The organism is Paenibacillus sp. FSL M7-0896, assembly GCF_037975415.1.
Lineage (GTDB): Bacteria > Bacillota > Bacilli > Paenibacillales > Paenibacillaceae > Paenibacillus_AQ > Paenibacillus_AQ silagei.
This window is the reverse complement of the sequence record NZ_CP150250.1, coordinates 45,312-70,380: the sequence shown is the minus strand read 5'-3', so window position 1 is coordinate 70,380 and position 25,069 is coordinate 45,312. Positions and strand designations below refer to the sequence as shown.

The following is a 25,069-nucleotide window of genomic DNA, read 5'->3' as shown; positions in this document are numbered from 1 at the left end:
CTGATTTTTGCTTTCTATGTACTTCCTCCGGACCCTGCGCCCTCACGCTAGCACATTGTATTTGGTTTTTCTTTGAAAATACGTCTGGCGCTGCGATAAACGCACGGCCTACGCCGCGCTCCCAGTCCCATTGTGGTCGGTTTTTCGATTACATTTGGCCTACGCAGCGCACCCAGTCCCATTGTGGTCGGTTTTTCGATTACATTTGGCCTGCGCGGTGCACCCAGTCCCATTGTGGTCGGTTTTTCGATTACATTTGGCCTGCGCGGCGCTCCCAGTCCCATTGTGTTTGGTTTTCCGTTAAAATATGTTAAATAAATGAAAAGACGATGTTCTGTTTTTTAGCCACGCTGCTCATTTTCATGCTGGAGTTGTGCCTTGAAAGACATGTTTGTTTTCGCATACATTTGCCCACTTACCCTCGCCAGCACCGATTGTATTCGCTTTTCCACATACATTTGCCCTAGGCCTACCTGCGCACGCACAACAGCGATCCCCCGGTAATCGGAGAATCGCTGTTGTGTCATGTTATTGCCGTTCAGTGAGACTCATCCTCCAGAAACGGCTTGTTCACATAGTAATACATCACGCCCATTAGCACGCCGCCGCCGATCAGATTGCCTAATGTGACCGGGACGAGATTATGCACCACGCCTCCCCAGGAGATCGTACCAGGGTGATCCAGGACGAGAGCAATCGCGAAGGTACACATGTTGGCAATACTATGCTCGTATCCCGAGATGAAGAAGCAGAAGACGAACAGGACCATGGCGAACATTTTGGCACCGTCGTTCTTCATTGACATCGGGACGAAGAAGGCCAGACAGACGAGCCAGTTACAGAGAATCGCCCGGAAGAACAGCTGCATCGCCGGTGCTTCCATCTTATGGGCCACCACATTCAGCAGGAACCCGTTGACAGAGGAATCATAGAACAATCCGGTCAGAAAAATAAGCAGGGCAAACGCCGTAGCCCCAAGAATGTTGCCCAGATAGCTGACGACCCACATCCGCACAACCTCAGTCCATGCCAGCTTGCGCCTCAGTGCCGCATAGGTGTAATAAAAAGTGTCCCCGGTGAACAAATCGCCCCCGCCGTAGGAAATCAGGATGATGGCTGCGCCGAAGGTGATCGCAGCCATCGGATAGGTCATCGGCGATTGTTCCATATAGAAGAAGTTGCCGGTCTTAAAGGCTACGATCACGCCGAATCCGATAAACATGCTGGCGAGCATGGCCCTGGCAATGTACCGCCATACGCTTTGCCGGAATATCTTCTGTTTCTTAAGTGCAAGCTTCTCTACCTGCAGCAGTGCCTCGTTCTCCATTTGACCCTCCGTATTCACTTTATATTTTCAGTGGTGCCGGAAGACTGATGTACAGCCTCCAGCTATTATACCCAATAAACCACTGGAAATTGCTTGAATCACAGAGCATCAATAATTTATGAATCCGCACACTCCCCGCACTCTTGTTACAGGCCGTTGTCCTCCCGTTCATTCAGGCTGGCAATCGCCTCCGCCTTCTCACTGCTGGCTACGACGATAAGCACCACGATCAAGCATCCCAGAATCATCCCGCTTATCCCCTCTTTCTCCACAGGTCGCCTTAGTGACAACGTATGTGGGGGAGCGGGATAATATGAGTAGGATTAGCGGAGAATCAGTCAGTCAAACCGCCAATATAATAATTAAGCGCCTTATAATTAGCATCATAGAACAGGATAATGTAGTCTTCAGGCTGTCCATTCCGCGCCGCATCATCAGATAACTGAATTTGCTCATAAGGATAGATACTGTTGGTATTCCGGTAATCATTTAAACACTGTACTGCGGATTCTGCAGAGAATTCTTGCTTAGCTGCTGCCAACGCTGATTTAGAGGTCGCTGTGAAATAGACAGCTTCGGGATGCGTTTTCTGATAATCTTTTACAGATACATAGTCTATACGGGTACCGTTATTATAATCACGGACCAGCTTAACTCCATCCCCAATCTGTACCGCCGTTCCGTCCCACACCGGCCGCTTCGACGAGAAATCTACCAGCTTGGTGGTATAACGTATTGCTTGCCCTGCCTTATTATAATAGACCACTGTAACGTAATTCTGTCCGCTCTTATCTGTCACCGGAAGAACTACTGAATGAATGTCAGCAAAATCAAATTCCCCATAAGGGCTTGGTTGTGCTAAATCCTCTGCACGAACAGGATTGGCTGTAATGTAATACGAGAAGCTGCCTATGCTTCCCTTCAACTCATCCGGGAAACCCATCCAATTCATACTTATTGTCTTGCCGTTGAATTGATTATACCCATCAATAATTACGGATTGAACCAGATCCATATTTTGAAGTGGTCCCGATCTCTTGGCGTTCATAAGAGCTGATACAGCATTCTTAAGCTTAGTCTTGCGTTCTCCCCAATTGAAAGAATCATCAAACGGCAAGTAGGCTCTATAAGCCCTGTTAACTGCATCTTCATCCATTAAAGTTACATTCGAAGGAAGCTCGTCAATTCTTTTCATGGCTGCTTCTAATTTCAGGTCTGTGCTAAGCATCACCTTGCCGGTGTAATAACCCAATGGCTTCATCTCGGAATCGAGGAAAATAATGGTGTATTCATCTTCGTTATATGTTTTGAAATTATATAATGTGTCATAGGCAAACGGGATATAGCCCGGTGATGAAGCACCTACTGCTGTATTAGAGGATACTGTGGCATCAACCACACTGACCCAGCCGTCTCTGTACACTTTACGCGAAGCATGAATGATATCATTCAATTCCAAATTCAGGTTACTGTCCATATAGTACTTCGGGGTAATTGTATATCCCACTGCTCTTCCGCCAAATTGCAAAGCAGCATCTTCCACATCAATAGTATCCCGATAATATACTTGGGAAGACACTGTGCTGAATTTCTCCTGGGTAATAGTCACACCACTGTTTAGTAACATTATACTGCTATAAGCCTCAGTAACTGAGGGCTGCAAATTCACCTTTTGAGTATAGAATCCGGTCACTTCATTAGATGAATTCCGTACCACAACCGAGACATATTTATCGCCTGCTGTGCCAATCCTGCTCTTTGGAATCGAAACACCGGTATATGTCAGCGTCTTCAACGAGTATCCCGTACTAATAGAAGCGTACTGGAGATTGGTAAGCTCCCAGTGGAGATCTCTAGAGCTGATCGGCTTCGCTGTTACATAATAAGTTATCTGGTCATTTAGACGGATAGTGCTTCCAATCACCCTGCTATAATCAACTTCTAGATAAACAGCATTCGTAACTGAATCGTCAGGGCGAGAGGTGATGCTGATATCCAGCGCCGGAAGCTCCTTGACCGGTAATTCATTAACAGGTTCCGGGCTTGGTGTCGGTGTCGGTGTTGGAACCGGCGTTGGTGTTGCCGCCGGAGCCTGGGTTGGTGTCACCTGAGGACCACCGCCACCGCCACCGCCACTACCGCCGCCACTTCCTCCCGCAGCTACAGCAGCAGTTGCAGTTGGTGCAGCTGTAGCTGCGGGAGTAGCCGACGGTGTTACGGCTGGAGCAGGCGTTGCCGCTCCCTGTACAGCTTGACCCGTTCGAGAGACTGCCGCATCGATCAGCGCTAAGGATTCTGCACGGGTCAAGGCTTTGACGGGCCCGAAGGTTCCATCCGGATATCCTTTAAGCACCTTCGCTGTGACTGCGGCAGCAACACTCCCTTTACTCCAGGATGCAATCTGGCTTGCATCACTGAATACTTCCAATACCTCTATACTGCCCGCGTCCAGCTTCAGCAGCTTGCTGACTATAACTGCTGCTTCCTGGCGGTTAATCGGAGCATTCGGGCGCATCTCATTGTTGAAGCCCTGGATATATCCAGCCGCTACAGCCTTCGCAACCTCACTATACGCCCAGCTGGTAGACGGCACATCGGTGAATTCCACCTTACTCTGTTCCGTAAAATGATAAGAACGGTTGATGAGCGTCATGAACTCCGCTCTGGTTATGGTCTGGTTCGGTTTAACCGATCCATCTCCGAAGCCTTTAAGCAAGCCGTTATCCAGCCAGCTTTGAATCGTCTGCTGCGCCCAATGTCCCTCATAATCCTTTGTCCCTGCTGACTGGGCTGCCGCTGTCCCCATAGAACCAAACAGCATCCCCGCTCCGACTATACCTGCCAATATTCCCGTTAACTTCCTGATCATCAATACTCTCCCCCTGAATGTACGACTGAACCCATCTCATAATATCTCACCGGAATATATTAGTAAATTAGAAATTTAACAACAAAAAAAGCCCGCCGAATCCATATCAGCAGGCTTGGTGCGTTATTCAAGTTATTTTACCGGCCCAGAAGCAAACCCTTAATTCAAAAAGCTGCTCAGCCCGCTCTCCGCCTGCTTCAAAGCCTGCGGCTGTGAGCCTTCGTTAAGCCCGAGCCGGTTGTTCAGCTGGGTGTTGATGGTGGTCATTTTGGACGTATAGTCCTGACAGCTCTCGATGATCCGCCGGTTGGACTGCTCTGAGGTATCCAGGGCGCTGAGCAAGTCGCCAATAGCCTGATTCACGGCTTCCAGCGACATGGACGGCTTGGAGAGCAGCTCCGTTGTCTTCTCTGTCGTCGTGCGCAGCAGCCGCGCATTCTCCTTGAACTGGTCCTCGATGGTCTTGTTGGTGGCTTCGACCGCATTGATGACATTCTCCTGATCGGCCAGGGACATGGCAATCATCGCCGAGACGGTGATCAGGTTAGAGGTCTTATCGATCGCGTTGTTTACGGAATCAATCAGCTTGTCATTATTGTCATTGATGATATCCGTTGCCGCAATCGCCTGATTGTAGAGCAGAATCATCTCGGTCATGGACTGAATCCGCACCATGACCTTGCGCAGCCCCCGCTCCAGATACGCTTTGCGGAATTCATTCTCGGGCTTGGCGATCTCCACCTCGAACAGCTCCTTCAGCTTGTTGCCGAAGGCGATCTTGGTCTGGAGGTTATAGATCTCCTCCATGGAGGTACGCTTCAACTGGCGCATGTTAACGATGCTCTCCTCTAGCGTATCCCGGCCGTCACGCAGACCGGTGATAATGGCATCAATGTTGGTGCGGACCGACTGATATTTATATACATAATTTTTAAGCGGGCTTTTGCGCAGCATTTTGCCGAAGAAGCTGACATTCTTACTCTGCTGAAGGGTCTCGCACTCATTGCGCAGCTTCATAATCATATTCGGCACTTCCACCCGCTTGCCGCTCATCAGGTCATTGACGGGGCGGTCCAGCAGCTTCAGCGTCTGGCCTGCCTTCTCCTGCGTCTTCACACCAAGCTTCCCGATATCATCCATCAGGGAATCCAGTGCCACCGTGTCAGTCTTGGCTACCTGCTCAATTAACTGGGAAGCCTCCTGGACTACCTTCTGCTCATCTTCTTTTCTAAGCTCAATTAACTGCGTGGACATGGCTATCCTCCTCCTATAATTCGGAACTGCTGTAGCGCTGATGAATCAGTTCCGCCTTGGTCTGAAGTTCCATCAGGTCTTTGTGCTCGATCGTCGACGCAATATCGGAAATTTTGGCATCGACATCACGCAGACCGTTCAGCAGCATTCTCCGGTTTCTTGTCTTGGCTTCGCCGCCCAGGCGCAGGAACGGGTTGATTACTCCATTAAGGTCCTTCAGCACCAGCCTACGGACGGTATGGTTAATCTCACCGTTACCCAGCTCCTGCAGCAGCGGAATGACGCGCTGCAGCCTGGCGAACAGCGCCAGCGACTTCTCGACAATTTCATTGTCCAGCGTATCCTTCTGCCCTTCGGAGATGATCATATCCTCCAGGATGCCCAGATACTCCACCACCGGAGCGAACTCTGCTCCGATCTGTATGTCCTCCCTGTGTCCGGCACCCGAATGGGCCGGGGAGGCCTGTCCCGCAGCAGCAGGAGAGGCAGCGGCAGCAGACGAAGCCTGCTGCGCGGCGGAGGATGCCGCCGGAATGGCCTGCGGCTCCTGTCCGGCAGGAATCACCTCTACCGGGAGATTCACTTTGGTGCGCCTGAGCTCCGGCACTGCAAGTGCTGCGCCGATTACCGGGAGCAGCAGCGAGACCAGCTCAGGCAGGAAGCCGCTGGTCAGTACGGCTACAACATAACCGGCACCGGCATACGCCAGTACTTTGAATTTAGCTTGCATTCCTTCTCACCTCTTATGAGCGTGAATGCTACACGCTCAATTCACGGAATCCGTAATGACGGATTCTCCGTTTATTCTCATGATCAGCGGCTGCTCGACATGGCTGGCCAGGACGTTATGCTCGAACGATGCAGGCATAACCTCGCCGCCGAGCGCGCTTTTGACAGCCAGATATGGGAAATTGATTCCGGACAGACAGGAGATATGCAGGCCGCCGGACATCCGCGGGTTAATCTCCAGCAGCTTGGGGACGCCACCGCTGTATTTCATCTGGATATTGAAATTGAACGGAATCCGGTACGTCTCAGCCACCCTGCGGGCCACCTCCGCAAGCTCCGGGATATACTCCATCAACCGCAGGCGGCCGCCTGCCTTACGGCGGGGAACTGCGGCCAGCAGCCTGCCCTTCTCATCCGACAAGCAATCAATACTATATTCATATCCCTCCAGCAGCTCCATCACCATCAGGTTAGGGAAGCTCCCGGCTTCATCAAGGATACGGTAAGCTTCCTCGAAGGAGATCAGCGGAGTCACATGGCCGAACAGCTCCTCCACGGGACTGCGGTCATTGTCTATGATCCGGAATCCGAGTCCGCCTTCCGTCTCGGTAGGCTTGAAGCAGACCTTGTGTCCTTTAGCTGCGAGGTCTTCATAAGCTTCCCTGAACTGCTGCGCATTACTAACCACATGATAATCAGGAATCGTCATAATCCCGGTGGTCTTCACGCTCTCATAGAACTTGCCTTTGTCCATGATCATCTCCAGCAGATCCAGATCACGGCAGACCAGCACCTTCGTTCCGATCTCATCGAACAGCGAAGCATGCAGCGCGATATCGAGCATATGCAGCCGGGGGATGAAGATATCAATCTCGTTCCGGCGGCAAAAATCAACACAGAACTGCACATATTCAATGCCTTCGAGCGCCGGCTCGGTTCCGGCCACATCCGCGCCTTGCAGCGACATATGGTGGATATCCGGGTGGGTGGCGAAGATTTGCACCGGAATCCCGTCTTCATTGCTCCGGATGAGATTCATATAGTGATAGGCAACAGAGAACCAGCGGTTGAAATATATATTTACCTTTTTCATGGTGGCGGTCCAACTCCCAATGCTGTCAAATGTGTATAAATCCTGTGAACATACTGCATAATCTCATCCGCGGCAAATACCCCCGGCCGCTTAGTAAACGGATACTCTAAGTGTACTAAACCCGCCTGCTGCTCGGCAAATATTTCTCCGTGGCAGGGAGCTATGGCATAATCGGCGGCGGCGAGCAGGCTCTTGTCCAGAAGAGAGTCACCGGAGGCGACCATCGGCTCTGAATGCACGGTGCGGCGGACATGAAGAATGGCATCGCTTTTGTTCACCGCCTCCGGCACGATATAGAGCTTGCGCCCCTGCAGGGATACTCTCCAGCCAAGCTCACCCAGCCGTTGAGACATCCGGGCAATCTCCTCAAGCGGCAGCGAATCCCGGTGAACCACGAAGGTATAGAACAGCTCATCGCAATACCGCCGGCTAATGATCCATTCTTCCCGGACAACAGCACGCACGATGCTCTCGGCTTCTTCCGCCGCAGCGGAGCCGCGTTCCACCGCTTTGCCGACAGCCGTCCGCCAATCCTGATCCACTACCCCGTTCACAAGAATATTGCCGCCATTGCTGGTGATGGCATAATCCGGAATGACCGTCTCCTGGAACAGGTTAATCCGCCGGTACTGGGCAATGGTACGTGTAGTCACCGGCATGAAGACGATCTTCGCCGCCAGCTCTTTCAGTGTAGCCAGAGCCTGCTGTGAGATATACGATACCACCTTGCCGTCAACAACCTCTGCCGGAACCAGACCGGGGGTATCCTCAGGAACGCCTATCGCGCTAAGAGAGTAGATCAGCGTGCGGTCCAGATCGCTGGCGTAGATCATTCACTCTCCCCTTTCAGCGGCTTGATGATTCCGCAGCAGGAGTAGGTCAGCCCGGGATAGACCTCTACCGGCACGCCCCGGTCCTCCGCCAGCAGCAGAATATGCCGCAGGTTGGGATTGTCCAGCCTGTCGACAAGAATTCTCCAGGGCACTCTCCGCAGCAGCACACGTGTCGTCTCCCCCACTCCTGGCTTCACCAGATTGATATTATCGATGCCGAAGGTATCCTGGATACTGCGGATATCGGCCAGCCCCTGCCAGGTAATCTCCGGCGGATGCTCCAGCATCTCCGCAGCCTGCGCAAGTGCCTCTGCTGCTACTTCCGCGAAATATGGGGTAATCGCTTCAACGAATACGTTGGACAGATCACTGTCCAGCCATTCCTTGTAGAATTTGGCCCCGTGGAATTCCTCAGGCCCGATCAGATCATCGCGGAGCACCGTACGGCTCATCAGGCCGGATACCGTGGAGTTCAGGCAGGCGCTTGGAATCAGATAATCCTCCCGGGTACCGAAGGTTCCCGAGCAGTGCCCGGGATCGGCGAGTACCGCCAGATCATCATTTAGCGTAATGCCATATTTCTTATGCATACTCTCACAGGCCTCTATCAGCACCTGCCGGATGGCCCCCTTACCGGTCCAGCCATCGATGAATTGCAGTTCGGCATCCCTTCCATGCTGCTGTAGCATATAGAGCACCGCATTCTCATCAATCCCCTTGCCGCGGATAATCGAGATGCTGTAATGCGGAAGATCCGCTCTATATTTCTCAAGAATATAACGTTTGATCAGCACCCCGATAGGTGTGCCCGCTCTCGCCAAAGAGACCAGCACCGTATTCGCCGTTCCCCGCCGGGCAACAATCATCTCGGACACCACAGCTACAGCCAGCGCCACCTTCCTCGCAGTCTGCTGCAGCGTCTCATGAAACAATTCGATATACTGCTCTGTCGGCTGGTACTCCACCGGGAGCATCTCTGAATAATGCACGCCGGACTGGATCGCTTCCTCCCGCTCGGCTGTTCCCCGCTCCAGGGATACATTGCTTAGATCCTTGAGCAGGAAGGTAACGTCGGAAGCAGGATAGCTGCCCAGTGCCACCGGAGGGGATATTGTTCTATTGTGAATGGCTTCGATATCTATTCCCTTCATAGCTCTGAGCCTCCCGTATCTGGTTCTGGGCTGAGTACAACAAGATGTACCTTATTGCCTGCCAGCCTCTGTAAAATATCCGTCATCGGTGCAATCCGCTGCCGGGGCACCTCGCGCTCCAGCAGGACGAAGATATCGTCATACTGGCCGGAGTCCACATTATAGATGAAATTCATGATCTCCGTATCCCCTGCGGACGGATACGCAGCAGCGCTGTGCACGCCGTAATCCGCACGCCGCTCGGGATGGATCGGACTGCGGGTTGAGGACTGGTACAGCACGCCCTCTCCCATCTCTGCAGCGATCCGCATCGGCAGATACATGAACTCGCCTACGCCCAACACCAGGGTACGTCCGCCTTCCCGCAGCCCTCGGAGCTGCCTGGCCACGCGGCTTACACCTGCATCTATCCGCGCATTATCCGCAGACTCCAGGCCGAAGCGGCCGCTGTGCTTCAGATAAGGCGATGGATTGATAACGCCCTGCCCATCCGCCGAGGTTACCGGAAGCCGCTCTAAGCCGTCGAATGCATAAGTAGTTACAAGCTCTGCGCCTGTGGTAGCAGCGGCTCCGTTACCGGCTGCAGGCTGCAGCAGCGGAACCCCCTCAACCTTGATGCTTCCTTGCAGCAGGGATAGAGCTTGTATGCGTATCCCCAGCTCCAGCTCCAGATCACGGTACGCCTGGATATTAGCTTCACTCCGCCAGTCCAAGAGAGAAGCCACTACATACTCCCTGCGCGGAAATTTGGACTGGATGTCCCGGATCGTATTAATCGCCGTATTACCGGTCGTAATCTCGTCATCCACTAATACAATCGGCTCTGTCCCCGATAACAGCCCGGCATTCAGGGCATAGCAGAGATGATCTACGGCGTGGGAATGCTCCTCTTCAAAGGTCACCACCGATTCCAGCTCAGGAATCAGCTCACGCGTGGTATGAATATAGGACGCACCGCCGGCGAATGCATTATACATGCTGTGGCCCAGGGCGGTAGCGGTTTCGGCGAACCCGATAAACAGAACCGGCTCAGGCAGAGCCAGGCGCGCAGCAAGCAGCGCATGATAAGCTTCTTCCGCATACTCAGGATGGATCAGGCCATGAACGGCCTGGTTCATCAGCGGTTCCATCATCTCCCGGTCAGCGGTATCCGCGCTCATCTCCAGATACAGGAGCAAGGCGAGTGCCGCTCCGCTAAGCAGCGGGGTATAGGGCCCTACGGGAATATGCTTGCCAAGCACTTTGCTGACGAACAGGAAGGAGCGCTTCTTATTGATTCGTGCAGCCATGGAGAACAAGGAATCCACAGGCATATGAAAAGGATTCGAGGTTTCTGTTACCGTAACCCGCAGATTCTCGACGATATTAAACGTGTGTGTATTCGTTCTCGGGTAGTAATCCGACAAAATGCTGTTGTTCATGTAACACCCCGTATATTTGAGATCGTAATAAAATTCGTCTGGCCCAGTTCAAATGAGGCTTGATTTCATTCATTTTGTTATAGTATTCACTCTTGAACACGCCGCGGCTGCCATCGTTGCTGTCTACAATACTTAAGGCATCCACATACTCTTCATGCATTACGGTATACATCGCCTGCACGGGTCTGAGGTGGGAGGGGTGGATAATGGTTTTGCCCACAATACCGTTCTCCTTGTCCAGAATTACTTCCCGGATCAGTCCGTCCATCGAGCTTGAAATGAAGCTGTTGCGCATCTCGCGGCCATGCTTGCCATAAGTATCCTCGAAGGGCGTCTCCCGCAGCTGCGGGCGGAGGACCCGGTGTCCTTTGCTGGCAAAATACTCCCACACAGGCCCAGAGATGACGTATCCTTCCTCCACACGGCCAAAGACGTTAATAATATCCGACATGCAGTCACGGATCGGCGTCAGGTCATAAATACTGATATCCGGGCTGCGCCGCAGTCCGAACAGACTGGAGAAGTCCGTCGCTCCAATCCGGACATTCAGTACATACTCGCGGTATTGCCCCAGCAGATCGCGGACCCCAAGCAAAGTATCCATCCGGCTCTCCCGGTAGATGATCGGTGCATTCTCCAGAATCGGCATCCCGTACAGCACCGGAGCGGAATAGCTGCGTGTGTCATTGTAATCGGCAATGGCCTCGAAATAATCCGTACCGTTCTCTACGGAGAATTTGGGGAAGACGAAGCCGGTCAGCATGGTGATTAATGATCCCAGCCGAAAGATCAGATCCCGCAGCTGTGCAGGGTTACGTACGCGGATGAACAGCAGCGGAAGACTGCCGCGCTGGTCCGGCTCATTCTCCGCATAAGCGGACAGAAATGCCAGATGCCTGACGATGGATTCTTCGGCATAATCCACTTCACCGTCCCCGATGGCATCCTCCAAATCTATGATTACCGTGATAAGCCCCGAGGCTCTCAGCTTAATAATATCTTCGGCAACACTGGCACGGGTGGCCGGCATATAAAGGGCTGCTCCGACGGCATAAGCCAGTAAATCCTTGCGGGTAGTATGATCAAATGAAACCGGCGGAACATGGAATAATGAGGCTTCCTGTTCTTGTGTGAGGTAATCGAAATATCTCAAGGCCCTTCCCCCTTAATGTTGTGCCAGCACAATCCAAATGGCCTTTGGCTGCGAGCAGAACCAGCTATGCCGTCCTCTCGGGGACGGTATCCGGCTTGCTTAGAACCCAAGCAAAGGCCATGCTATAAACCTGTTACGATTACCCGAAAGGCGTGCCGGAGTCCACCCTTCCCGTGAACCCCGCGCCTTCCTGCACAGCTATAAAGGATAAAGAGATGAAGCACGCACAACCATCAGGCCTTGTGGTTCTCAGCCTTCTTGCGTTTGCTTGCGCTGTACACGATAGTACCTGCAAACACCGCAATTAGAATACCGAAGAAAATTACATGCGGCAATTCATAGCCGAAGGCTCCGGCAAGCATTTTACCGGCAATCAGTGCAATAAGCAGGAATGCTGTCTGTTCCAATTCAGGATATCTGGCAATCAGCTTGAGGAACACCTGTGCCACTCCGCGCATCATCAGCACGCCGAGAATACCGCCCAGGAAGAGTACCCATACTTCACTGCTAAGACCAAATGCGGCTACCACGCTGTCAATACTGAAGGCAATATCCATTAATTCAACGAGGAGTACCGTCTTCCAGAAGGATGCGCCTTTATTCTTAATCTCGCCATCTTCACCGCTGCCCTTGAACAACCCTTTGTAGGCAATGTAGAAGAGATACAAGGCTCCAAGCACCTTAACCAGCGTAAATTTGACGAGATAGGTCCCCAGACCAATCGCCAGGAATCTAAATAAATAAGCGCCGAGTATCCCGTAGAACAAAGCCTTACGCTGCTGCTCTTTCGGCAGGTGCTTAACCATGACCGCCAGTACAAGCGCGTTATCAGCAGACAACAGACCTTCCAGCAGAATCAGGCTTCCGATTATCCCCCAGCTGACAGGGTCGGAGAGCGTTCCTGCAATATCACTCCATGAGAAGAAATGCCCGTAATTCTCACCGATACTCCTAAAAAAATCACTGAACCAGTCCATTCCACTTGCGCCTCCGGTAATATCAAATTATTTACTTCCCGCTACCCAGCGAAGCCCCCAGCCATAAGCCTCATCCATCTCCCGGTGACCGCTGAAATATTGCACGAGCCGTTCAATACTGAAGGTCTCGTTATCCACATTCCGGATCAGCGCGATGGCGCACATGCCTTTACGGTTGTTATGCTCGTCCAGATTCACGATAATATCCGGCCCTCCATCCTGCTTCAGGGTAACCACCCCATCCGCCTCAGACCAGTTGGTAACTCCTTTGTAAATAAAGGCAAACACCAGAATCCGTTCGATCTGGGCTACCTTACTTCCGTTTATACGCAGATTCTCGCCGGATGTTACGGAGCCTGTCCGATCATCTCCATCGAGCATCATATAAGGCTGCTGCTGCAGGTTACCGAACGCATTGCCCAGTGCCTGCACCACGCCTTTGCTGCCGTTCTTCAGCTCATACAGACAAGCCAGATCGAGGTCCACCCCGCCCTTGTTACGGCTGAACAGCCCTCCGCCCTGCTTCTGGTTCCAGTTCAGGTTAATCAGCAGCTCACCCAGACCGGAAGCGGATTTCTTCAGGTTAATCGAATCGCCCTTCTTCTTCAGCTCAATCTTCTTCAGATTGAGATTCAGCGCCGGTGCGGGAGCAGCCTCCTGCTTAGGCGGTGCCGGTGCAGGCGGTGGCGGAATCACAATATTCGGTCTGGATGACTCTGCGCGGGGCGGCGGCACTTGAAGCGGCGGTCGTGCCTGTGTCGGTGTAGGTTCCGGCGGCTTCGGTGCCGGTGCAGGCTCGTCCTCTACTTCTATGCCATAGTTGCCGCAGAGCGCCTTAAGCCCGCCCGAGAAGCCCGCAACAATCGCACTGTATTTCCATTCTTCACCATGTCTATATAATTCTCCAACTACAACAGCCGTTTCCACAGAGAACTGATTTCCAAGGTTACACCGCAGAAGCTGCGCACCTGCCGCCTGATTCACGATCCGGCACTCCGCTTCACTCATTTGTCCGAACATCTGCTTGCGGTTTTCTCCGTCATACAGAGTAAGCGTGAAGGCAATCTTCACTATGTTTGCCGGAATCCGCTCCAGCGAGACCTCGAACTGCTTCAGTCCGCCCGAAGCCGTACCCGGCACATCCTTATAAGTGATATATGGAGTAGACGGGTTATTGTAAAAGATCAGATCGTCATCACTGCTCACTTTACCGCCAGCTCCAAGCAGGAATGCGGAAGCATCAATATCCATGGAAGACGGAGCTTTCCACCCGATCTCAACCGTAATGCTGCGGAGCCCCGGGTTCCCTTTGGTCAGATCTGCTTTCTGTCCTTTGACTACTTCTGTATTCATTCTTACGCCACCTTTATACATGGATAAGAGCGCAACTTATCAGATTTTGTGTATAAAAAGGGCAGGATCGATGATGATCCCGCCTTTGAAGCTCTTATTGCGCGTCCAGCCCGTAGTTCTTGCATAATGCGCTTAGTCCGCCGGCGAAGCCGCTGCCAATCGCCTGGAATTTCCAATCCGCCCCCTGGCGGTAGAATTCACAGAAGACCACAGCCGTCTCGGTGGAGAAATCCTCGCCCAGATCGAACCGCAGAATCTCACGGTCACTGGATGCATCAACTACACGGACGAAAGCGTTGGAGACTTGTCCGAAGTTCTGCGCCCGGGCCTCATAATCATAGATCGTGACCGTGATCCCGATCCGCTGAATATTGGCAGGCACCAGACTGAAGTCTACGACGATCTGCTCATCATCCCCGTCGCCTTCACCTGTGCGATTGTCCCCTGTATGGGTTACAGAGCCTGTACCGCCGCTCGGGTTGTTATAGAATACAAAGTCATTTTCGCTTTTGGCTTTGCCGTCCTCATGCAGCAGGAATGCTGATGCATCGAGGTCGAAATCCTTGCCGCCGCTGTACTTGTTTGTATCCCAGCCCAGTCCTACAACTACTTTGGTCAGACCCGGATTGGTCTTGGTAAGATCAATCCGCTGTCCTTTGGAAAGACTGATCGTCACTGTCAAAAACCCTCTTTCCTTACAGATTTAATTCCCGTAATGTCAGAGCCTTATTGCAGACCGTAATCACGGGTCAAGCCGGAGAGACCGTCCTTGTAGCCGCTGCCAATCGCGTTGAATTTCCATTCTGCGCCGTTACGGTACAATTCGCCTACAACTACGCCTGTTTCAACGGAGAAATCTTCACCCAGGTCAAAGCGGATCAGTTCCTCACTGTTCGCATCGTTGACGATACGTACATAAGAACGGGAGACTTGTCCGAAGTTCTGGCTTCTGGATTCTGCTTCATAGATGGTAATGGTGAAGGCAATCTTGTCCACATCTGCAGGAACATTAAGCAAATCGACTTGAACCTGCTCATCGTCTCCGTCGCCTTCCCCGGTACGGTTATCGCCGGTGTGAACAACAGAAGCGTTCTCGTTCTGTTTGTTGTTGAAGAAGATGAAGTTGGTTTCTTTATCGACTTTACCGTTCGCATTCGTCAGGAACACGGAAACATCAAGGTCAAAGTCCTTACCGCCATCATATTTATTCGTATCCCATCCGAGGCCGACTGTGATTTTGGACAAGCCTGGATTTGTTTTGGTTAAATCAATTTTTTGTCCCTTGGATAAGTTAATAGCCATGAATAGAGCCCTCTTTTCTCAAATTGGATTTAGATATAGCGTTCTGCCAGCTGATTGATATGCGCGGCGTGGGCCGCTTCACCGATGGCTGCGAATTTCCACTCTTCGCCATGACGGTACAGCTCGCCGCAGATCAGTGCCGTGAAGCCTGTATAATTGTCTGTCAGATTAAACTTAACCAATTCTGCATTCCCTGCCGCATTAATAATGCGGATATACGCAGATTTGATCATTCCGAAATCCTGCTTGCGGTTCACCGCATCGTAGATGTTAACCACAACAAGGACCTTATGGACATCGGCAGGAATCTGCTTCAGATTCACCATGATCTGTTCGTCGTCCCCGTCGCCCTCACCCGTCAGATTATCCCCCGAGTGGACTACAGAGTTATTCGCATTCTGTTTGTTGTGAAAGCAGACAAGGTTCTGCTTGTTCGTCAGCTTGCCGTTCTCATTCAGCAGCAGCGCTGAAGCATCGCAGTCAACATTCGCCTGTTTTTTAACCCCAAAGAATCCCCTTGCCGGTTCGGCAGGGTCCCAGCCCAGTCCTACGATTACGTTAGACAGTCCGGCATTGCCTTTGGTTAAATCGATCTTCTGACCTTTTACCAGATTAATTCCAGCCAACTTGAAGTACCTCCGTTTCCAAATAGAAGTGTGCTTGCGGGTGTTACATCAGTGATACGGCGGTCCATCGCCTAAAGTTTCAGTAATTAGCAAATGAAATCCAGCCTGTACTTACAGGCTGAATTCACTTGGGCTAAGTCCCAGTACGCTGCAGATATTCCGCACAACTGCCTTCTCATGCTCGTCGAAGTCACCGTCTGCTGCACCAATCGCCGAGCATACGCCCACGATTAAGCGTCCAACCTCCGGTTTGCCGTTAAACTTCCCGATGGCCTTCAGCGCTTCCTGCTTGCCGATCTCCGGCGAGAACTCGAAGTTGCTTACATAGTAATTGAACTGGGCAATGACGTCCCTCATGTCAAATACCTTGAGTTCATTGCTGAGATTCATATATCCCGCCATCTTGTTCTTCTCAGCTTCCTCAATCTTGCCGTCAGCAGCAGCGACCAGCGCGCAGCCCGCCACCACCGCGTTCATAAAGTCTTTATTTTTAAATTTTTTCACTTGATCCGTCAGTCCGCTTTTGGTGGTATTCAGCCAATTTTTGAATGTGCTCATCGTATTCTCCTTCTATCATTATGGAATTATGACCAGCAGAAAGCCTATGCCGTCTTATTAAGCACCCTATCCTTTTCTGCCGGAAATATAAGGATAAATCATTATGCAGAACCGCTGTCATCCTTATACTTTAAAAAAAGATATCGCCGAGCCTCCTCCCCGCCACCCTGGGCAGCTATTCACGCTTGGACTTATTGCCTATTTCTTACTCTTCTAATATAACCGATTAAATAACAATATTCTACTTTGGGCGATTCTTACAGCACCTTGGACAGAAACTCCCGTGTACGCTCATGCGACGGGCTGCCGAACAGCTGCTCCGGTGCACCCTGTTCGACTATGGCCCCCTGCTCCATAAAAAGCACCCGGTCCCCCACCTCACGGGCGAAGCCCATCTCATGAGTCACCACGACCATGGTCATCCCCTCACGGGCCAGCTCCTTCATGACCGCCAGCACCTCGCCCACCATCTCGGGGTCCAGGGCCGAGGTCGGCTCGTCGAACAGCATAATCTTCGGCTCCATCGCCAGTGCCCGGGCAATCGCCACCCGCTGGGCCTGACCGCCGGAGAGCGAGGCCGGATACATCTCCGCCTTCTCGCTAAGCCCTACCTTCTGCAGCAGCTCCAGCGCCTTCTGCCTCGCTTGATCCTCCGTCCATTTCCGCACCTTCATCGGGGCCAGCATGATGTTCTCGATCACCTTACGGTGCGGAAACAGATTAAACTGCTGAAAGACCATTCCCACCTCGGTACGGATATCGTTAATCCTTGTGCTCTTGGCCATCAAGGAAGTGCCTTCAATAATAATATTGCCCGCTTGCGGCTGCTCCAGCAGATTAAGGCAGCGCAGAAAGGTCGATTTGCCTGAGCCCGAAGGCCCGATGACAACCACAACCTCCCGGCTGTGAATGTCGACACTGATATCCGTCAGTACCTGATGGGCACCGAATGATTTGTGCAGATGCTTGACTGAAATAACCGGTTCCATAGGGGCTACACCTTCCGTTCGATATAATTAAGCAGCTTGCTGAGCGAATAAGTAAGAATGAAGTAGATCAGTGCAGCGGTCAGATACGGCTCCCAGATCCGCAGGTATTGTCCTTTCATGGTATTGCTCCAGTACATAATCTCAGGGGCGGCAATCAGCGCCAGCAGCGAGGAATCCTTAACCAGCACAATGAATTCATTCCCGAAGGCGGGAACCATCCGTTTGATGGCCTGGGGCAGAATAATGAAGCGCATCGCCTGCTGCCGGGTCATTCCGAGAGACAGGGCCGCTTCCCGCTGACCGGGGTCGATGGACTGGATACCGGCGCGGAAGATCTCCGCAGAATAGGCGGCGGAATTGAGCGACAGCGCCACGAATGCGCTCATCAGCGCATAGGTTTTGCCGTAGAACAACGGGATCAGCCCAAAGTGGACGATCAGAATCTGCACATAGAGCGGCGTACCCCGGAAGATATTAATATAGGCGTGGAACGGCCAGCGGAAATACCATTTGGGCGCCATTTTACCGAAGCCGATAATCAGCCCCAGCAGGGAGCCGCACAGAATGGAGACCAGCGATACGCCGATGGTGAACAGGGTCCCTTTTAGCAGAACCGGTAAATAATGAATGATGATGTCGAATCTGAAATCCATAGAATTCTTCCCTTCTCTTCTGCTTGTGGCTTGCTCAAAAAAAGAAGCACGCGCAATAGCAATCATTACGCATGCTTAATTGTTGCTGGCCCCTATGCTACTTCGCGTTCATAAGCGCCGCCGTGTCCGGCTCTTCGCCGAACCATTCCTTGTAGATCTCCGCATATTTGCCGTTCTCGATGACCTTCTTGATCGCCGGGTCCAGCTTCGCCTTCCATTCACTGCCCTTCGGATACAGAATGCCGTAGTACTCGGAGCCAAAATTCTCCTTATCAATAATGCCTGTCAGCTTCTCCTTCGGATTGTTCTTGATGTATTCGTTTACGATGGCGATATCCGCGACCACCGCATCCGCTCCGCCGCCGTTCAGCTCCATCAGCGCTACCGCATTGCTGTCGAACCGCTTCAGGTTACCGTTGTCGACGCCCATAATGCCGCTCATCAGCTCATCTGCTGTCGTGGCTGCCTGAACCGCAACCTTCTTCCCCTTCAGGTCCAGGGCGGATTTGATATCGCTGCCTTCCTTCACCATGATCATGTTCGTAGATTCGAAATAAGGGATGGAGTAGTCATAGGTTTCCTTGCGCTCATCTGTAATTGATACCGAGGATACACCCGCCTGATATTCAGTGCCCTGCTTCACACTGGTCAGCATGGTATCCCAGCCTGTGTTGGTGACCGTGTAATCAATGCCGGCCTCCGCCATCACCGCCTTAATGAAATCAATGTCAAAGCCCTTGATCGTATCGGTATCCATATACTCCATTGGTGCATAGCTGGCATCGGTAGCGATTTTGAGGCTTTTCCCGTCCGCACTGCCGCCTTTCGCATCATTACCAGAGCTACAACCCGCCATTGCCAAGACCAGGAGCGCCACCATACCTGACATCGCCCATTTTTTCCGGATTCCCATTCTCCAATCCCCCTACTTATTTGTAAAATAACTTAAGGAGATTTTATCAGATTAAAGTAGTGATGACAATTAACTTTATCCTTGTGTGTAATATAATATGACATTATTATCGATATATTGTAACATCTCATGCAAAAAAGCAGCCAGAATGCCCCGGAGAGAGCTCCGGCAGCATTCTGGCTGCTTAATGGTCTATACATATTAGCGCATAAGTTAGAAGGTCAGATCGCCATCATAGGAAGCAATCATCCGGTACAGCTCCGGACGGCGGTCACGGAAGATCCCCCATTCAATCCGGCCTACCTCAAGCGCATCCAGGTCGAATTCGCTGACTAGCACGGTCTGCTCATCCCGTCCGGCTTCGACAATCTTGTTGCCCTGCGGACCAGCGATGAACGACGAGCCGTAGAAATCAATGCTGGAATCCTCGTCAGTCTCCTTGCCGATCCGGTTGGAGGCCACGACAGGAATCAGGTTAGCGGCAGCATGACCCAGCATGCAGGTCTGCCAGTGATCCTTGGAATCGATTGACCCGTCCTGCGGCTCCGAGCCGATCGCTGTAGGATAGAACAGAATCTCCGCACCCATCAGGCTCATCACCCGGGCAGCTTCCGGGTACCATTGGTCCCAGCATACGCCGACTCCGATTTTGGCATAGCGGGTATTCCACACCTTGAAGCCGGTATCGCCCGGGTTGAAGTAGAACTTCTCTTCATAGCCCGGACCGTCAGGAATATGGCTCTTGCGGTATTTGCCCATCACGGTTCCGTCCGCATCAATGACCGCCAGCGAGTTGTACCGCGCATAATTCTTCTTCTCATAAAAGCTGATCGGCAGCACCACCGCAAGCTCCTTGGCGATGGCCTTGAAGTGGTTCACCGCCTTGTTCTGCTCAAGCTCCGTAGCATAGGCATAGTAATCCGACTTCTCCTTCTGGCAGAAATACGGCGTCTCGAACAGCTCCTGCAGCAGAATAATCTGCGCGCCTTGGGCTGCCGCCTCTCTAACCAGAGTCTCCGCCTTGCGGATATTCTCATCAATGTCGCCGGAACAGCTCATTTGCGTCGCGGCTACTTTTACTTGTCTCATGGTTGTTCCTCCTTGTATAGTCTAATTCACCGCAGGCATCTGCTGGGTGGTGCAATGCACGTTTCCGCCTTCGCCGATCACGGCCATTCCGTTCACGGTACGGACCCTGCGGTCCAGGAACAGCCCGGCCAGCGTCTCCTCGGCCAGCTTGTCCGTCTCAGCCGCTGTACCGCCGAAGACCGGCAAGATAATGCCGCCGTTCACAAAATAAAAGTTCAGATAACTCAGTGTCAGGCGGCTGCCCTCGAAGTCCACGCGGGGCGGCTGCTGAATGCGGATAATCTCCAGCTTCCGGCCTTTGGCATCGACGGCCTGCTCCAGGATGCGCAGATTCTCCTGCGTAATCGCATAGTTCTCATCCTGCGGGTCCTCGCAAACCTGGATAATCACCTTACCCGGTGCCGCGAAGCAGGCGATGTTATCGACATGCCCGTCCGTCTCATCCCCGCTGAGGCCGCGCTTCAGCCAGATAATGGACTCGGTCCCGGTATATTGCTTGACATAACCGGCAATCTCTTCGCGGTTCAGCTCAGGATTACGGTTCGTATGGAGCAGACATTCCTCCGTGGTTAGCAGGGTGCCCTCGCCATCCGTATGAATGGAGCCGCCCTCCATCACCAGTGGAGCATCGAACGCGCTGACCTCCAGGTGCTTCAGAATCTGGGGAGCTACCTCATCATCGAGATCCCAAGGCGAGTATTTGCCGCCCCAGGCATTGAATTTCCAGTTGACCCCGGCCAGCTTCCCGTCAGGACCCGTGAGAAAGGTCGGTCCGTTGTCCCGCAGCCAGGCATCGTTGTGCCGGATGGGGAGCAGTGTTACATTGTCCCCAAGCGCCAGCTTCTCTACCGTATCCAGCTCATCCGGATTGACGATAACCGTCACCGGCTCGAATTCGGCAATCGCCCGGATAATCTCAGCATAGCCCCTACTAACCGCTTCATGATTATCAGGATGTACCATAGAGTCCTTCACCGGCCAGGAAATGAAGGTCCGTTCATGCTTGGCCCATTCGGCCGGCATTGTATAGTGTAAATCACGTGGATGCATCATTTAGTTACCTCTGCTGTTTAGTTTTTGAAGCCGGGGATCTGCCCGCAAGCTCCTCACCCATCATACATGAATATGCCGGCAGGCTCAATTGCCGCGCAGCAATAATCCCTCTGGAAATATCCAGAGGGATTAGAGTGTGAAGCTGACTTGTTACAACCCGATCTGCTTGATGATATTGCCACTGAAGTCCTTAATGAGAAATTCCCCATTCTCCAGAACGCCGTAGGAGTTCGGGTTGTTCTCCTTCGGCAGCGCAATCGATCCGGGGTTGAGCACAGTAATGCCGTCCTTCACCTCTGCCACCGGCAGATGCGTATGCCCCTGAATGAACACATCCTGCGGGGATAGCGCCGGTAAGTGGTCGATGCTGAATCCGTGCCCGTGCGTCGCATAGATCTTGCGGCCCTCGTGCAGAATTAGCACATAATCGCCCATCATCGGGAACTGCAGCAGCATCTGATCCACCTCGGCGTCACAGTTACCTCTTACCGCCGCCAGCGATTTGCCCGATTGGCTGTATGCATTCAGCTTATCGGCGACCCCCTGCGGGTTGTACCCCTCCGGCAGTGGATTCCTAGGTCCGTGATACAGGAAATCCCCCAGAATGACCAGCGTGTGCGGCTCCTCCTCCTCTGCCTTCGCCAGCGCCTGCTCCAGCCAGTACAGGGATCCGTGAATATCGGAAATAAACATCAGCTTCATGTGAGTGCTTCCTTTCTGTCCATATATCCTGCCCAAAATGCAACATTTCGCTCACCATTCCCGTACGAATCGACTATTGTTGCATAAAAAGCAGGTTTCCTGTTCCTTCAAGCTGAATTGCGGGATGATTTCCTGCAATTTGTGCAACATTTCGCCTAAACTCCCATGTATCCATGCACCAAAACTGCAATATATGCAACAATCCGATGCAGACCACACCTATAAGATTAAAAGATTAATGTGCGTCCAGCCTCAAGGCAGATTGGACGAGCCCATCAGGAAGCGGTCTACCTCGCGGGCGGCCTGGCGGCCCTCGTTAATCGCCCAGACCACCAGACTCTGGCCGCGCCGCATGTCACCGGCCGTGAAGACTCCCTCCACATTCGTTGCCTGCGCGCCGAACTCTGCCTTAACGTTGGAACGCTCATCGCGCTCCACGCCAAGCTCTCCCAGCACTGTCTCCTCCGGTCCAGTGAAGCCCAGAGCCAGCAGCACCAGCTGCGCTCGAATGACCCCCTCGCTGCCCGGCACTTCTACAGGGGCCATCCGTCCGTCCTCTGTGCGCTTCCATTCAATACGCACCGTGTGCAGCTCCTGTACATGTCCGCTTGCATCGCCGACGAAGCGCTTGGTATTCACCAGATAGCGGCGCGGATCTTCTTCATATAGAGAAGCTGCCTCCTGCTGTCCGTAGTCCACCTTCAGCACCTTCGGCCATTCCGGCCAAGGATTGCCCGGCTGGCGGGTTAATGGCGACTGCGGCATAATCTCCAGCTGGATCACGCTGCGGCAGCCGTGGCGGATCGAAGTGGCTACACAGTCTGTCCCCGTATCTCCGCCACCGATAACGACCACATCCTTGCCCGCCGCTGACAGATACTCTCCGTCCTCCAGTCCGGAATCCAGCAGGCTCTTGGTGTTCAGTGTCAGGAACTCCATCGCCTGATGGATACCACGCAGCTCCCGGCCCTCCAGCGGCAGGTCACGCGCCTTGGTAGAGCCGCCGCAGAGGACGACCGCATCATGCTCCTCCTGTAACTGAGCTGCTGCAATATCTCTGCCAATCTCAGTCCGGGTGACGAAGGTAACGCCTTCCGCTGCCAGCAGATCCACCCGGCGTTGCACCTTCTTTTTATCCAGCTTCATGTTGGGAATGCCGTAGGTCAGTAGACCGCCGATCCGGTCAGCCCGCTCATACACCGTTACACTGTGTCCCGCCTTGTTCAGTTGGGCAGCGCAGGCAAGTCCGGCAGGGCCGGAGCCGATGACGGCAACCGTCTTGCCTGTCCGGGTAAGCGGCGGCTCAGGAACGATCCAGCCTTCAGCAAACCCTCTATCTACAATCGCTTTTTCGATCGATTTAATGGTTACCGAATCGCCGTTCTTCCCTACTGTGCAGGAACCTTCACAAGGCGCAGGGCAGACGCGTCCCGTAAATTCGGGGAAGTTGTTCGTCTTGTGCAGGCGCTTCAGCGCGACCTGCCAGTTGCCGCGGTATACCATGTCATTCCACTCTGGAATCAGATTATGCAGCGGACAGCCGCTGGCCATCCCTGACAACATACGCCCCACATGACAGAACGGTGTTCCGCAATCCATACAGCGGGCACCCTGCTCACGCAGTTGTTCTTCCTCCATCGGAACCGAGAATTCATTCCAGTTCTTAATCCGCTCCATTGGCTCGCATTCAGCAGGCGTCCGCCGCTGATATTCTATAAATCCGGTTGTTTTACCCATCCCTGTCATCCTCCGAGTCTCTCTGATTGGCCGCCGAAAGGTAATAGACGGCATTCATGCCCACACCCGGCTCCAAAAAGAAACACACTCTTCTGTCACCGTCCGTTATTCTGTCACTGTAAAGCAGCGAAGCAAGAGGCTATAACGGGGTTTCAAATCACCCCGGTACAGGCTCTTGCACGGTTATAATAAGGGGAATAAATGCCTTCATATTATCATCTATCCGCAGAGAGGGAACATGAGCAATGTCACCTTTTGTGTTAACGTTATGTGGCAAATCGTGTACACAGACTCAGGCAGCATCTTTTTTCTTGAACATATTGTAGACCGAGCTGAACACCCCGAACAGAATGCCCGTTAACGGGAAGACGATCCAGTTGATCTCCCACTGGTCGAATACAATACCGCTGACCAGAAAAACACAGGTAACCAGCGGCCAGATAATAGCGGCAACCGCACCGACAATCCGGTCCTCCTCCTTCTTCTCCTCCTGCTTCTCCTCACTGAAATCGCCGGTCTTCAGCAGTCTCTGATAAGCCCCCCGGATATTCCCGTAATACACGAAGAGGAAAACGGCTACAGCCACTATAATCAATAGAACGGCTACCCCGTAGGAACTGTATTCATCTCCAAACGCGGAAGATACAAAGATAGCAATCGGCGAAAGTACGCATAAACAGACACCCATGATAAGCGACAACGTATACGTGGCAGCAAAAGCGGACTGTCTCTGCTCAATATATGCCTCCAGCGGATACGGCAGACTGAAACCCGACTCCATGTATTTGTATTTCTCCATCTTCGTACCGCTGTAGATAAATAATGCGATAGCCGGACCGAGCAGCAGTAACAGGGGGATCAGCCCGATCATGCTCATAGCATCTTCAGAGAATACATTTCCCATGAACCCGTTCTCCCCCAGACCTGAGATCAGGATAAGCAGAGCAGCACCCAGCATAATTAGCCCAACGCCCCAACCTACGAGCAAGCCGGATCTTTTTTTGGCAGCGATAAATCCCTCTACAGCAAGCTCATCCAGCATGGGCAGCCCTAGTCCTTCCTCCTTACGAACCTCTCCAAGCCCCAGCTCACTGACCAGTTCATCAATGTTGCCGAATTCGGAAATGACGATGCCCACCGCCTCGTTCTCCGACTTCCCTTCATGCTTCAGTTCATAGTATTTCTCCTCCATGTTGCCAAGCAGCTCCTGCTTCAGCATCGCCATCTGTTCCGTTCTGGGCAGAGATGCGAACATATTGTTCAAGTATCCAATGATGGTATCCAAGT

Annotated in this window: 24 protein-coding genes; all 24 read right to left on the bottom strand. The window is 52.6% G+C overall.

Annotated elements, in window-relative coordinates:
• Positions 1-47: 47 nt before the first annotated feature.
• A complete protein-coding gene (locus MKY12_RS00315) occupies positions 48-284 on the bottom strand; it encodes a hypothetical protein (RefSeq protein WP_339312439.1) in 237 nt (78 codons plus the stop codon).
• Positions 285-538: 254 nt separating this feature from the next.
• Positions 539-1,327: a formate/nitrite transporter family protein gene (locus tag MKY12_RS00310; protein WP_036723535.1), complete on the bottom strand. Its 789-nt coding sequence runs from the start codon at positions 1,325-1,327 to the stop codon at positions 539-541.
• 334 nt (positions 1,328-1,661) lie between these two features.
• Positions 1,662-4,196, bottom strand: coding sequence for an S-layer homology domain-containing protein (locus MKY12_RS00305; protein ID WP_339253114.1), 2,535 nt, complete (start codon positions 4,194-4,196; stop codon positions 1,662-1,664).
• A gap of 159 nt (positions 4,197-4,355) precedes the next feature.
• A complete protein-coding gene (locus MKY12_RS00300) occupies positions 4,356-5,450 on the bottom strand; it encodes a toxic anion resistance protein (RefSeq protein WP_036723538.1) in 1,095 nt (364 codons plus the stop codon).
• Positions 5,451-5,463: 13 nt separating this feature from the next.
• Positions 5,464-6,180 carry a hypothetical protein gene (locus MKY12_RS00295; RefSeq protein ID WP_339312437.1) on the bottom strand — a complete coding sequence of 239 codons (717 nt, stop codon included), beginning with the start codon at positions 6,178-6,180 and terminating at the stop codon, positions 5,464-5,466.
• Positions 6,181-6,216: 36 nt separating this feature from the next.
• Positions 6,217-7,272 (bottom strand): ATP-grasp domain-containing protein, encoded by a 1,056-nt coding sequence (locus MKY12_RS00290; protein WP_339312436.1) that lies wholly within the window; start codon positions 7,270-7,272, stop codon positions 6,217-6,219.
• Positions 7,269-8,105 (bottom strand): HAD family hydrolase, encoded by an 837-nt coding sequence (locus MKY12_RS00285; protein WP_339312435.1) that lies wholly within the window; start codon positions 8,103-8,105, stop codon positions 7,269-7,271. Before MKY12_RS00285 ends, MKY12_RS00290 begins: the two co-directional genes overlap by 4 nt.
• On the bottom strand, positions 8,102-9,256 hold the full coding sequence (locus MKY12_RS00280; RefSeq protein ID WP_339253108.1) for a cysteine protease StiP family protein: 1,155 nt from the start codon (positions 9,254-9,256) through the stop codon (positions 8,102-8,104). Before MKY12_RS00280 ends, MKY12_RS00285 begins: the two co-directional genes overlap by 4 nt.
• On the bottom strand, positions 9,253-10,545 hold the full coding sequence (locus MKY12_RS00275; RefSeq protein WP_339315032.1) for a phosphoribosyltransferase family protein: 1,293 nt from the start codon (positions 10,543-10,545) through the stop codon (positions 9,253-9,255). The genes MKY12_RS00280 and MKY12_RS00275 overlap by 4 nt, the downstream gene beginning before the upstream one ends.
• Before the next feature lie 76 nt (positions 10,546-10,621).
• A complete protein-coding gene (locus MKY12_RS00270; protein ID WP_051477877.1) occupies positions 10,622-11,830 on the bottom strand; it encodes an HpcH/HpaI aldolase/citrate lyase family protein in 1,209 nt (402 codons plus the stop codon).
• A 233-nt stretch (positions 11,831-12,063) separates the two neighbouring features.
• Positions 12,064-12,807: a TerC family protein gene (locus MKY12_RS00265; protein ID WP_036695602.1), complete on the bottom strand. Its 744-nt coding sequence runs from the start codon at positions 12,805-12,807 to the stop codon at positions 12,064-12,066.
• A gap of 27 nt (positions 12,808-12,834) precedes the next feature.
• Positions 12,835-14,160, bottom strand: a complete 1,326-nt coding sequence (locus MKY12_RS00260; RefSeq protein ID WP_339312434.1) for a TerD family protein — start codon at positions 14,158-14,160, stop codon at positions 12,835-12,837.
• Positions 14,161-14,254: 94 nt separating this feature from the next.
• Positions 14,255-14,836, bottom strand: a complete 582-nt coding sequence (locus MKY12_RS00255; RefSeq protein ID WP_036723550.1) for a TerD family protein — start codon at positions 14,834-14,836, stop codon at positions 14,255-14,257.
• 50 nt (positions 14,837-14,886) lie between these two features.
• The gene (locus MKY12_RS00250) at positions 14,887-15,462 is read right to left on the bottom strand and encodes a TerD family protein (RefSeq protein ID WP_209876311.1); all 576 of its coding nucleotides are present in this window, start codon (positions 15,460-15,462) and stop codon (positions 14,887-14,889) included.
• Positions 15,463-15,491: 29 nt separating this feature from the next.
• Positions 15,492-16,088, bottom strand: coding sequence for a TerD family protein (locus tag MKY12_RS00245; RefSeq protein WP_339312433.1), 597 nt, complete (start codon positions 16,086-16,088; stop codon positions 15,492-15,494).
• A gap of 111 nt (positions 16,089-16,199) precedes the next feature.
• Positions 16,200-16,646, bottom strand: coding sequence for a tellurite resistance TerB family protein (locus tag MKY12_RS00240; protein WP_036723555.1), 447 nt, complete (start codon positions 16,644-16,646; stop codon positions 16,200-16,202).
• A 257-nt stretch (positions 16,647-16,903) separates the two neighbouring features.
• A complete protein-coding gene (locus MKY12_RS00235) occupies positions 16,904-17,635 on the bottom strand; it encodes an amino acid ABC transporter ATP-binding protein (RefSeq protein WP_339312432.1) in 732 nt (243 codons plus the stop codon).
• A 5-nt stretch (positions 17,636-17,640) separates the two neighbouring features.
• Positions 17,641-18,288, bottom strand: a complete 648-nt coding sequence (locus MKY12_RS00230) for an amino acid ABC transporter permease (protein ID WP_339253102.1) — start codon at positions 18,286-18,288, stop codon at positions 17,641-17,643.
• Between the two features lie 97 nt (positions 18,289-18,385).
• A complete protein-coding gene (locus MKY12_RS00225) occupies positions 18,386-19,144 on the bottom strand; it encodes a transporter substrate-binding domain-containing protein (RefSeq protein ID WP_235191809.1) in 759 nt (252 codons plus the stop codon).
• A 270-nt stretch (positions 19,145-19,414) separates the two neighbouring features.
• Entirely contained in the window at positions 19,415-20,290 is an 876-nt protein-coding gene (gene aguB / locus MKY12_RS00220; protein ID WP_036723561.1) for an N-carbamoylputrescine amidase, read from the bottom strand.
• Between the two features lie 21 nt (positions 20,291-20,311).
• Positions 20,312-21,340, bottom strand: coding sequence for an agmatine deiminase family protein (locus tag MKY12_RS00215; protein ID WP_339315030.1), 1,029 nt, complete (start codon positions 21,338-21,340; stop codon positions 20,312-20,314).
• Positions 21,341-21,493: 153 nt separating this feature from the next.
• A complete protein-coding gene (gene yfcE / locus MKY12_RS00210) occupies positions 21,494-22,045 on the bottom strand; it encodes a phosphodiesterase (RefSeq protein ID WP_209876298.1) in 552 nt (183 codons plus the stop codon).
• Positions 22,046-22,297: 252 nt separating this feature from the next.
• Positions 22,298-23,782, bottom strand: a complete 1,485-nt coding sequence (locus tag MKY12_RS00205) for a glutamate synthase subunit beta (protein ID WP_339312429.1) — start codon at positions 23,780-23,782, stop codon at positions 22,298-22,300.
• A gap of 292 nt (positions 23,783-24,074) precedes the next feature.
• The gene (locus tag MKY12_RS00200) at positions 24,075-25,067 is read right to left on the bottom strand and encodes a permease prefix domain 1-containing protein (protein ID WP_339312428.1); all 993 of its coding nucleotides are present in this window, start codon (positions 25,065-25,067) and stop codon (positions 24,075-24,077) included.
• Positions 25,068-25,069 lie beyond the last annotated feature (2 nt).

Excerpts from the sequence above, each read along its gene's own strand:
- MKY12_RS00280 (WP_339253108.1), bottom strand. The coding sequence starts at position 9,256 with ATGAAGGGAATAGATATCGAAGCCATTCACAATAGAACAATATCCCCT.
- MKY12_RS00275 (WP_339315032.1), bottom strand. The coding sequence starts at position 10,545 with ATGGCTGCACGAATCAATAAGAAGCGCTCCTTCCTGTTCGTCAGCAAA.
- MKY12_RS00240 (WP_036723555.1), bottom strand. The coding sequence starts at position 16,646 with ATGAGCACATTCAAAAATTGGCTGAATACCACCAAAAGCGGACTGACG.
- MKY12_RS00260 (WP_339312434.1), bottom strand. The coding sequence starts at position 14,160 with ATGAATACAGAAGTAGTCAAAGGACAGAAAGCAGATCTGACCAAAGGG.
- MKY12_RS00305 (WP_339253114.1), bottom strand. The coding sequence starts at position 4,196 with ATGATCAGGAAGTTAACGGGAATATTGGCAGGTATAGTCGGAGCGGGG.
- yfcE (WP_209876298.1), bottom strand. The coding sequence starts at position 22,045 with ATGAAGCTGATGTTTATTTCCGATATTCACGGATCCCTGTACTGGCTG.
- MKY12_RS00265 (WP_036695602.1), bottom strand. The coding sequence starts at position 12,807 with ATGGACTGGTTCAGTGATTTTTTTAGGAGTATCGGTGAGAATTACGGG.
- MKY12_RS00250 (WP_209876311.1), bottom strand. The coding sequence starts at position 15,462 with ATGGCTATTAACTTATCCAAGGGACAAAAAATTGATTTAACCAAAACA.
- MKY12_RS00310 (WP_036723535.1), bottom strand. The coding sequence starts at position 1,327 with ATGGAGAACGAGGCACTGCTGCAGGTAGAGAAGCTTGCACTTAAGAAA.
- MKY12_RS00315 (WP_339312439.1), bottom strand. The coding sequence starts at position 284 with ATGGGACTGGGAGCGCCGCGCAGGCCAAATGTAATCGAAAAACCGACC.
- MKY12_RS00300 (WP_036723538.1), bottom strand. The coding sequence starts at position 5,450 with ATGTCCACGCAGTTAATTGAGCTTAGAAAAGAAGATGAGCAGAAGGTA.
- MKY12_RS00295 (WP_339312437.1), bottom strand. The coding sequence starts at position 6,180 with ATGCAAGCTAAATTCAAAGTACTGGCGTATGCCGGTGCCGGTTATGTT.
- MKY12_RS00235 (WP_339312432.1), bottom strand. The coding sequence starts at position 17,635 with ATGGAACCGGTTATTTCAGTCAAGCATCTGCACAAATCATTCGGTGCC.
- aguB (WP_036723561.1), bottom strand. The coding sequence starts at position 20,290 with ATGAGACAAGTAAAAGTAGCCGCGACGCAAATGAGCTGTTCCGGCGAC.
- MKY12_RS00225 (WP_235191809.1), bottom strand. The coding sequence starts at position 19,144 with ATGGCGGGTTGTAGCTCTGGTAATGATGCGAAAGGCGGCAGTGCGGAC.
- MKY12_RS00215 (WP_339315030.1), bottom strand. The coding sequence starts at position 21,340 with ATGCATCCACGTGATTTACACTATACAATGCCGGCCGAATGGGCCAAG.
- MKY12_RS00290 (WP_339312436.1), bottom strand. The coding sequence starts at position 7,272 with ATGAAAAAGGTAAATATATATTTCAACCGCTGGTTCTCTGTTGCCTAT.
- MKY12_RS00205 (WP_339312429.1), bottom strand. The coding sequence starts at position 23,782 with ATGGGTAAAACAACCGGATTTATAGAATATCAGCGGCGGACGCCTGCT.
- MKY12_RS00230 (WP_339253102.1), bottom strand. The coding sequence starts at position 18,288 with ATGGATTTCAGATTCGACATCATCATTCATTATTTACCGGTTCTGCTA.
- MKY12_RS00285 (WP_339312435.1), bottom strand. The coding sequence starts at position 8,105 with ATGATCTACGCCAGCGATCTGGACCGCACGCTGATCTACTCTCTTAGC.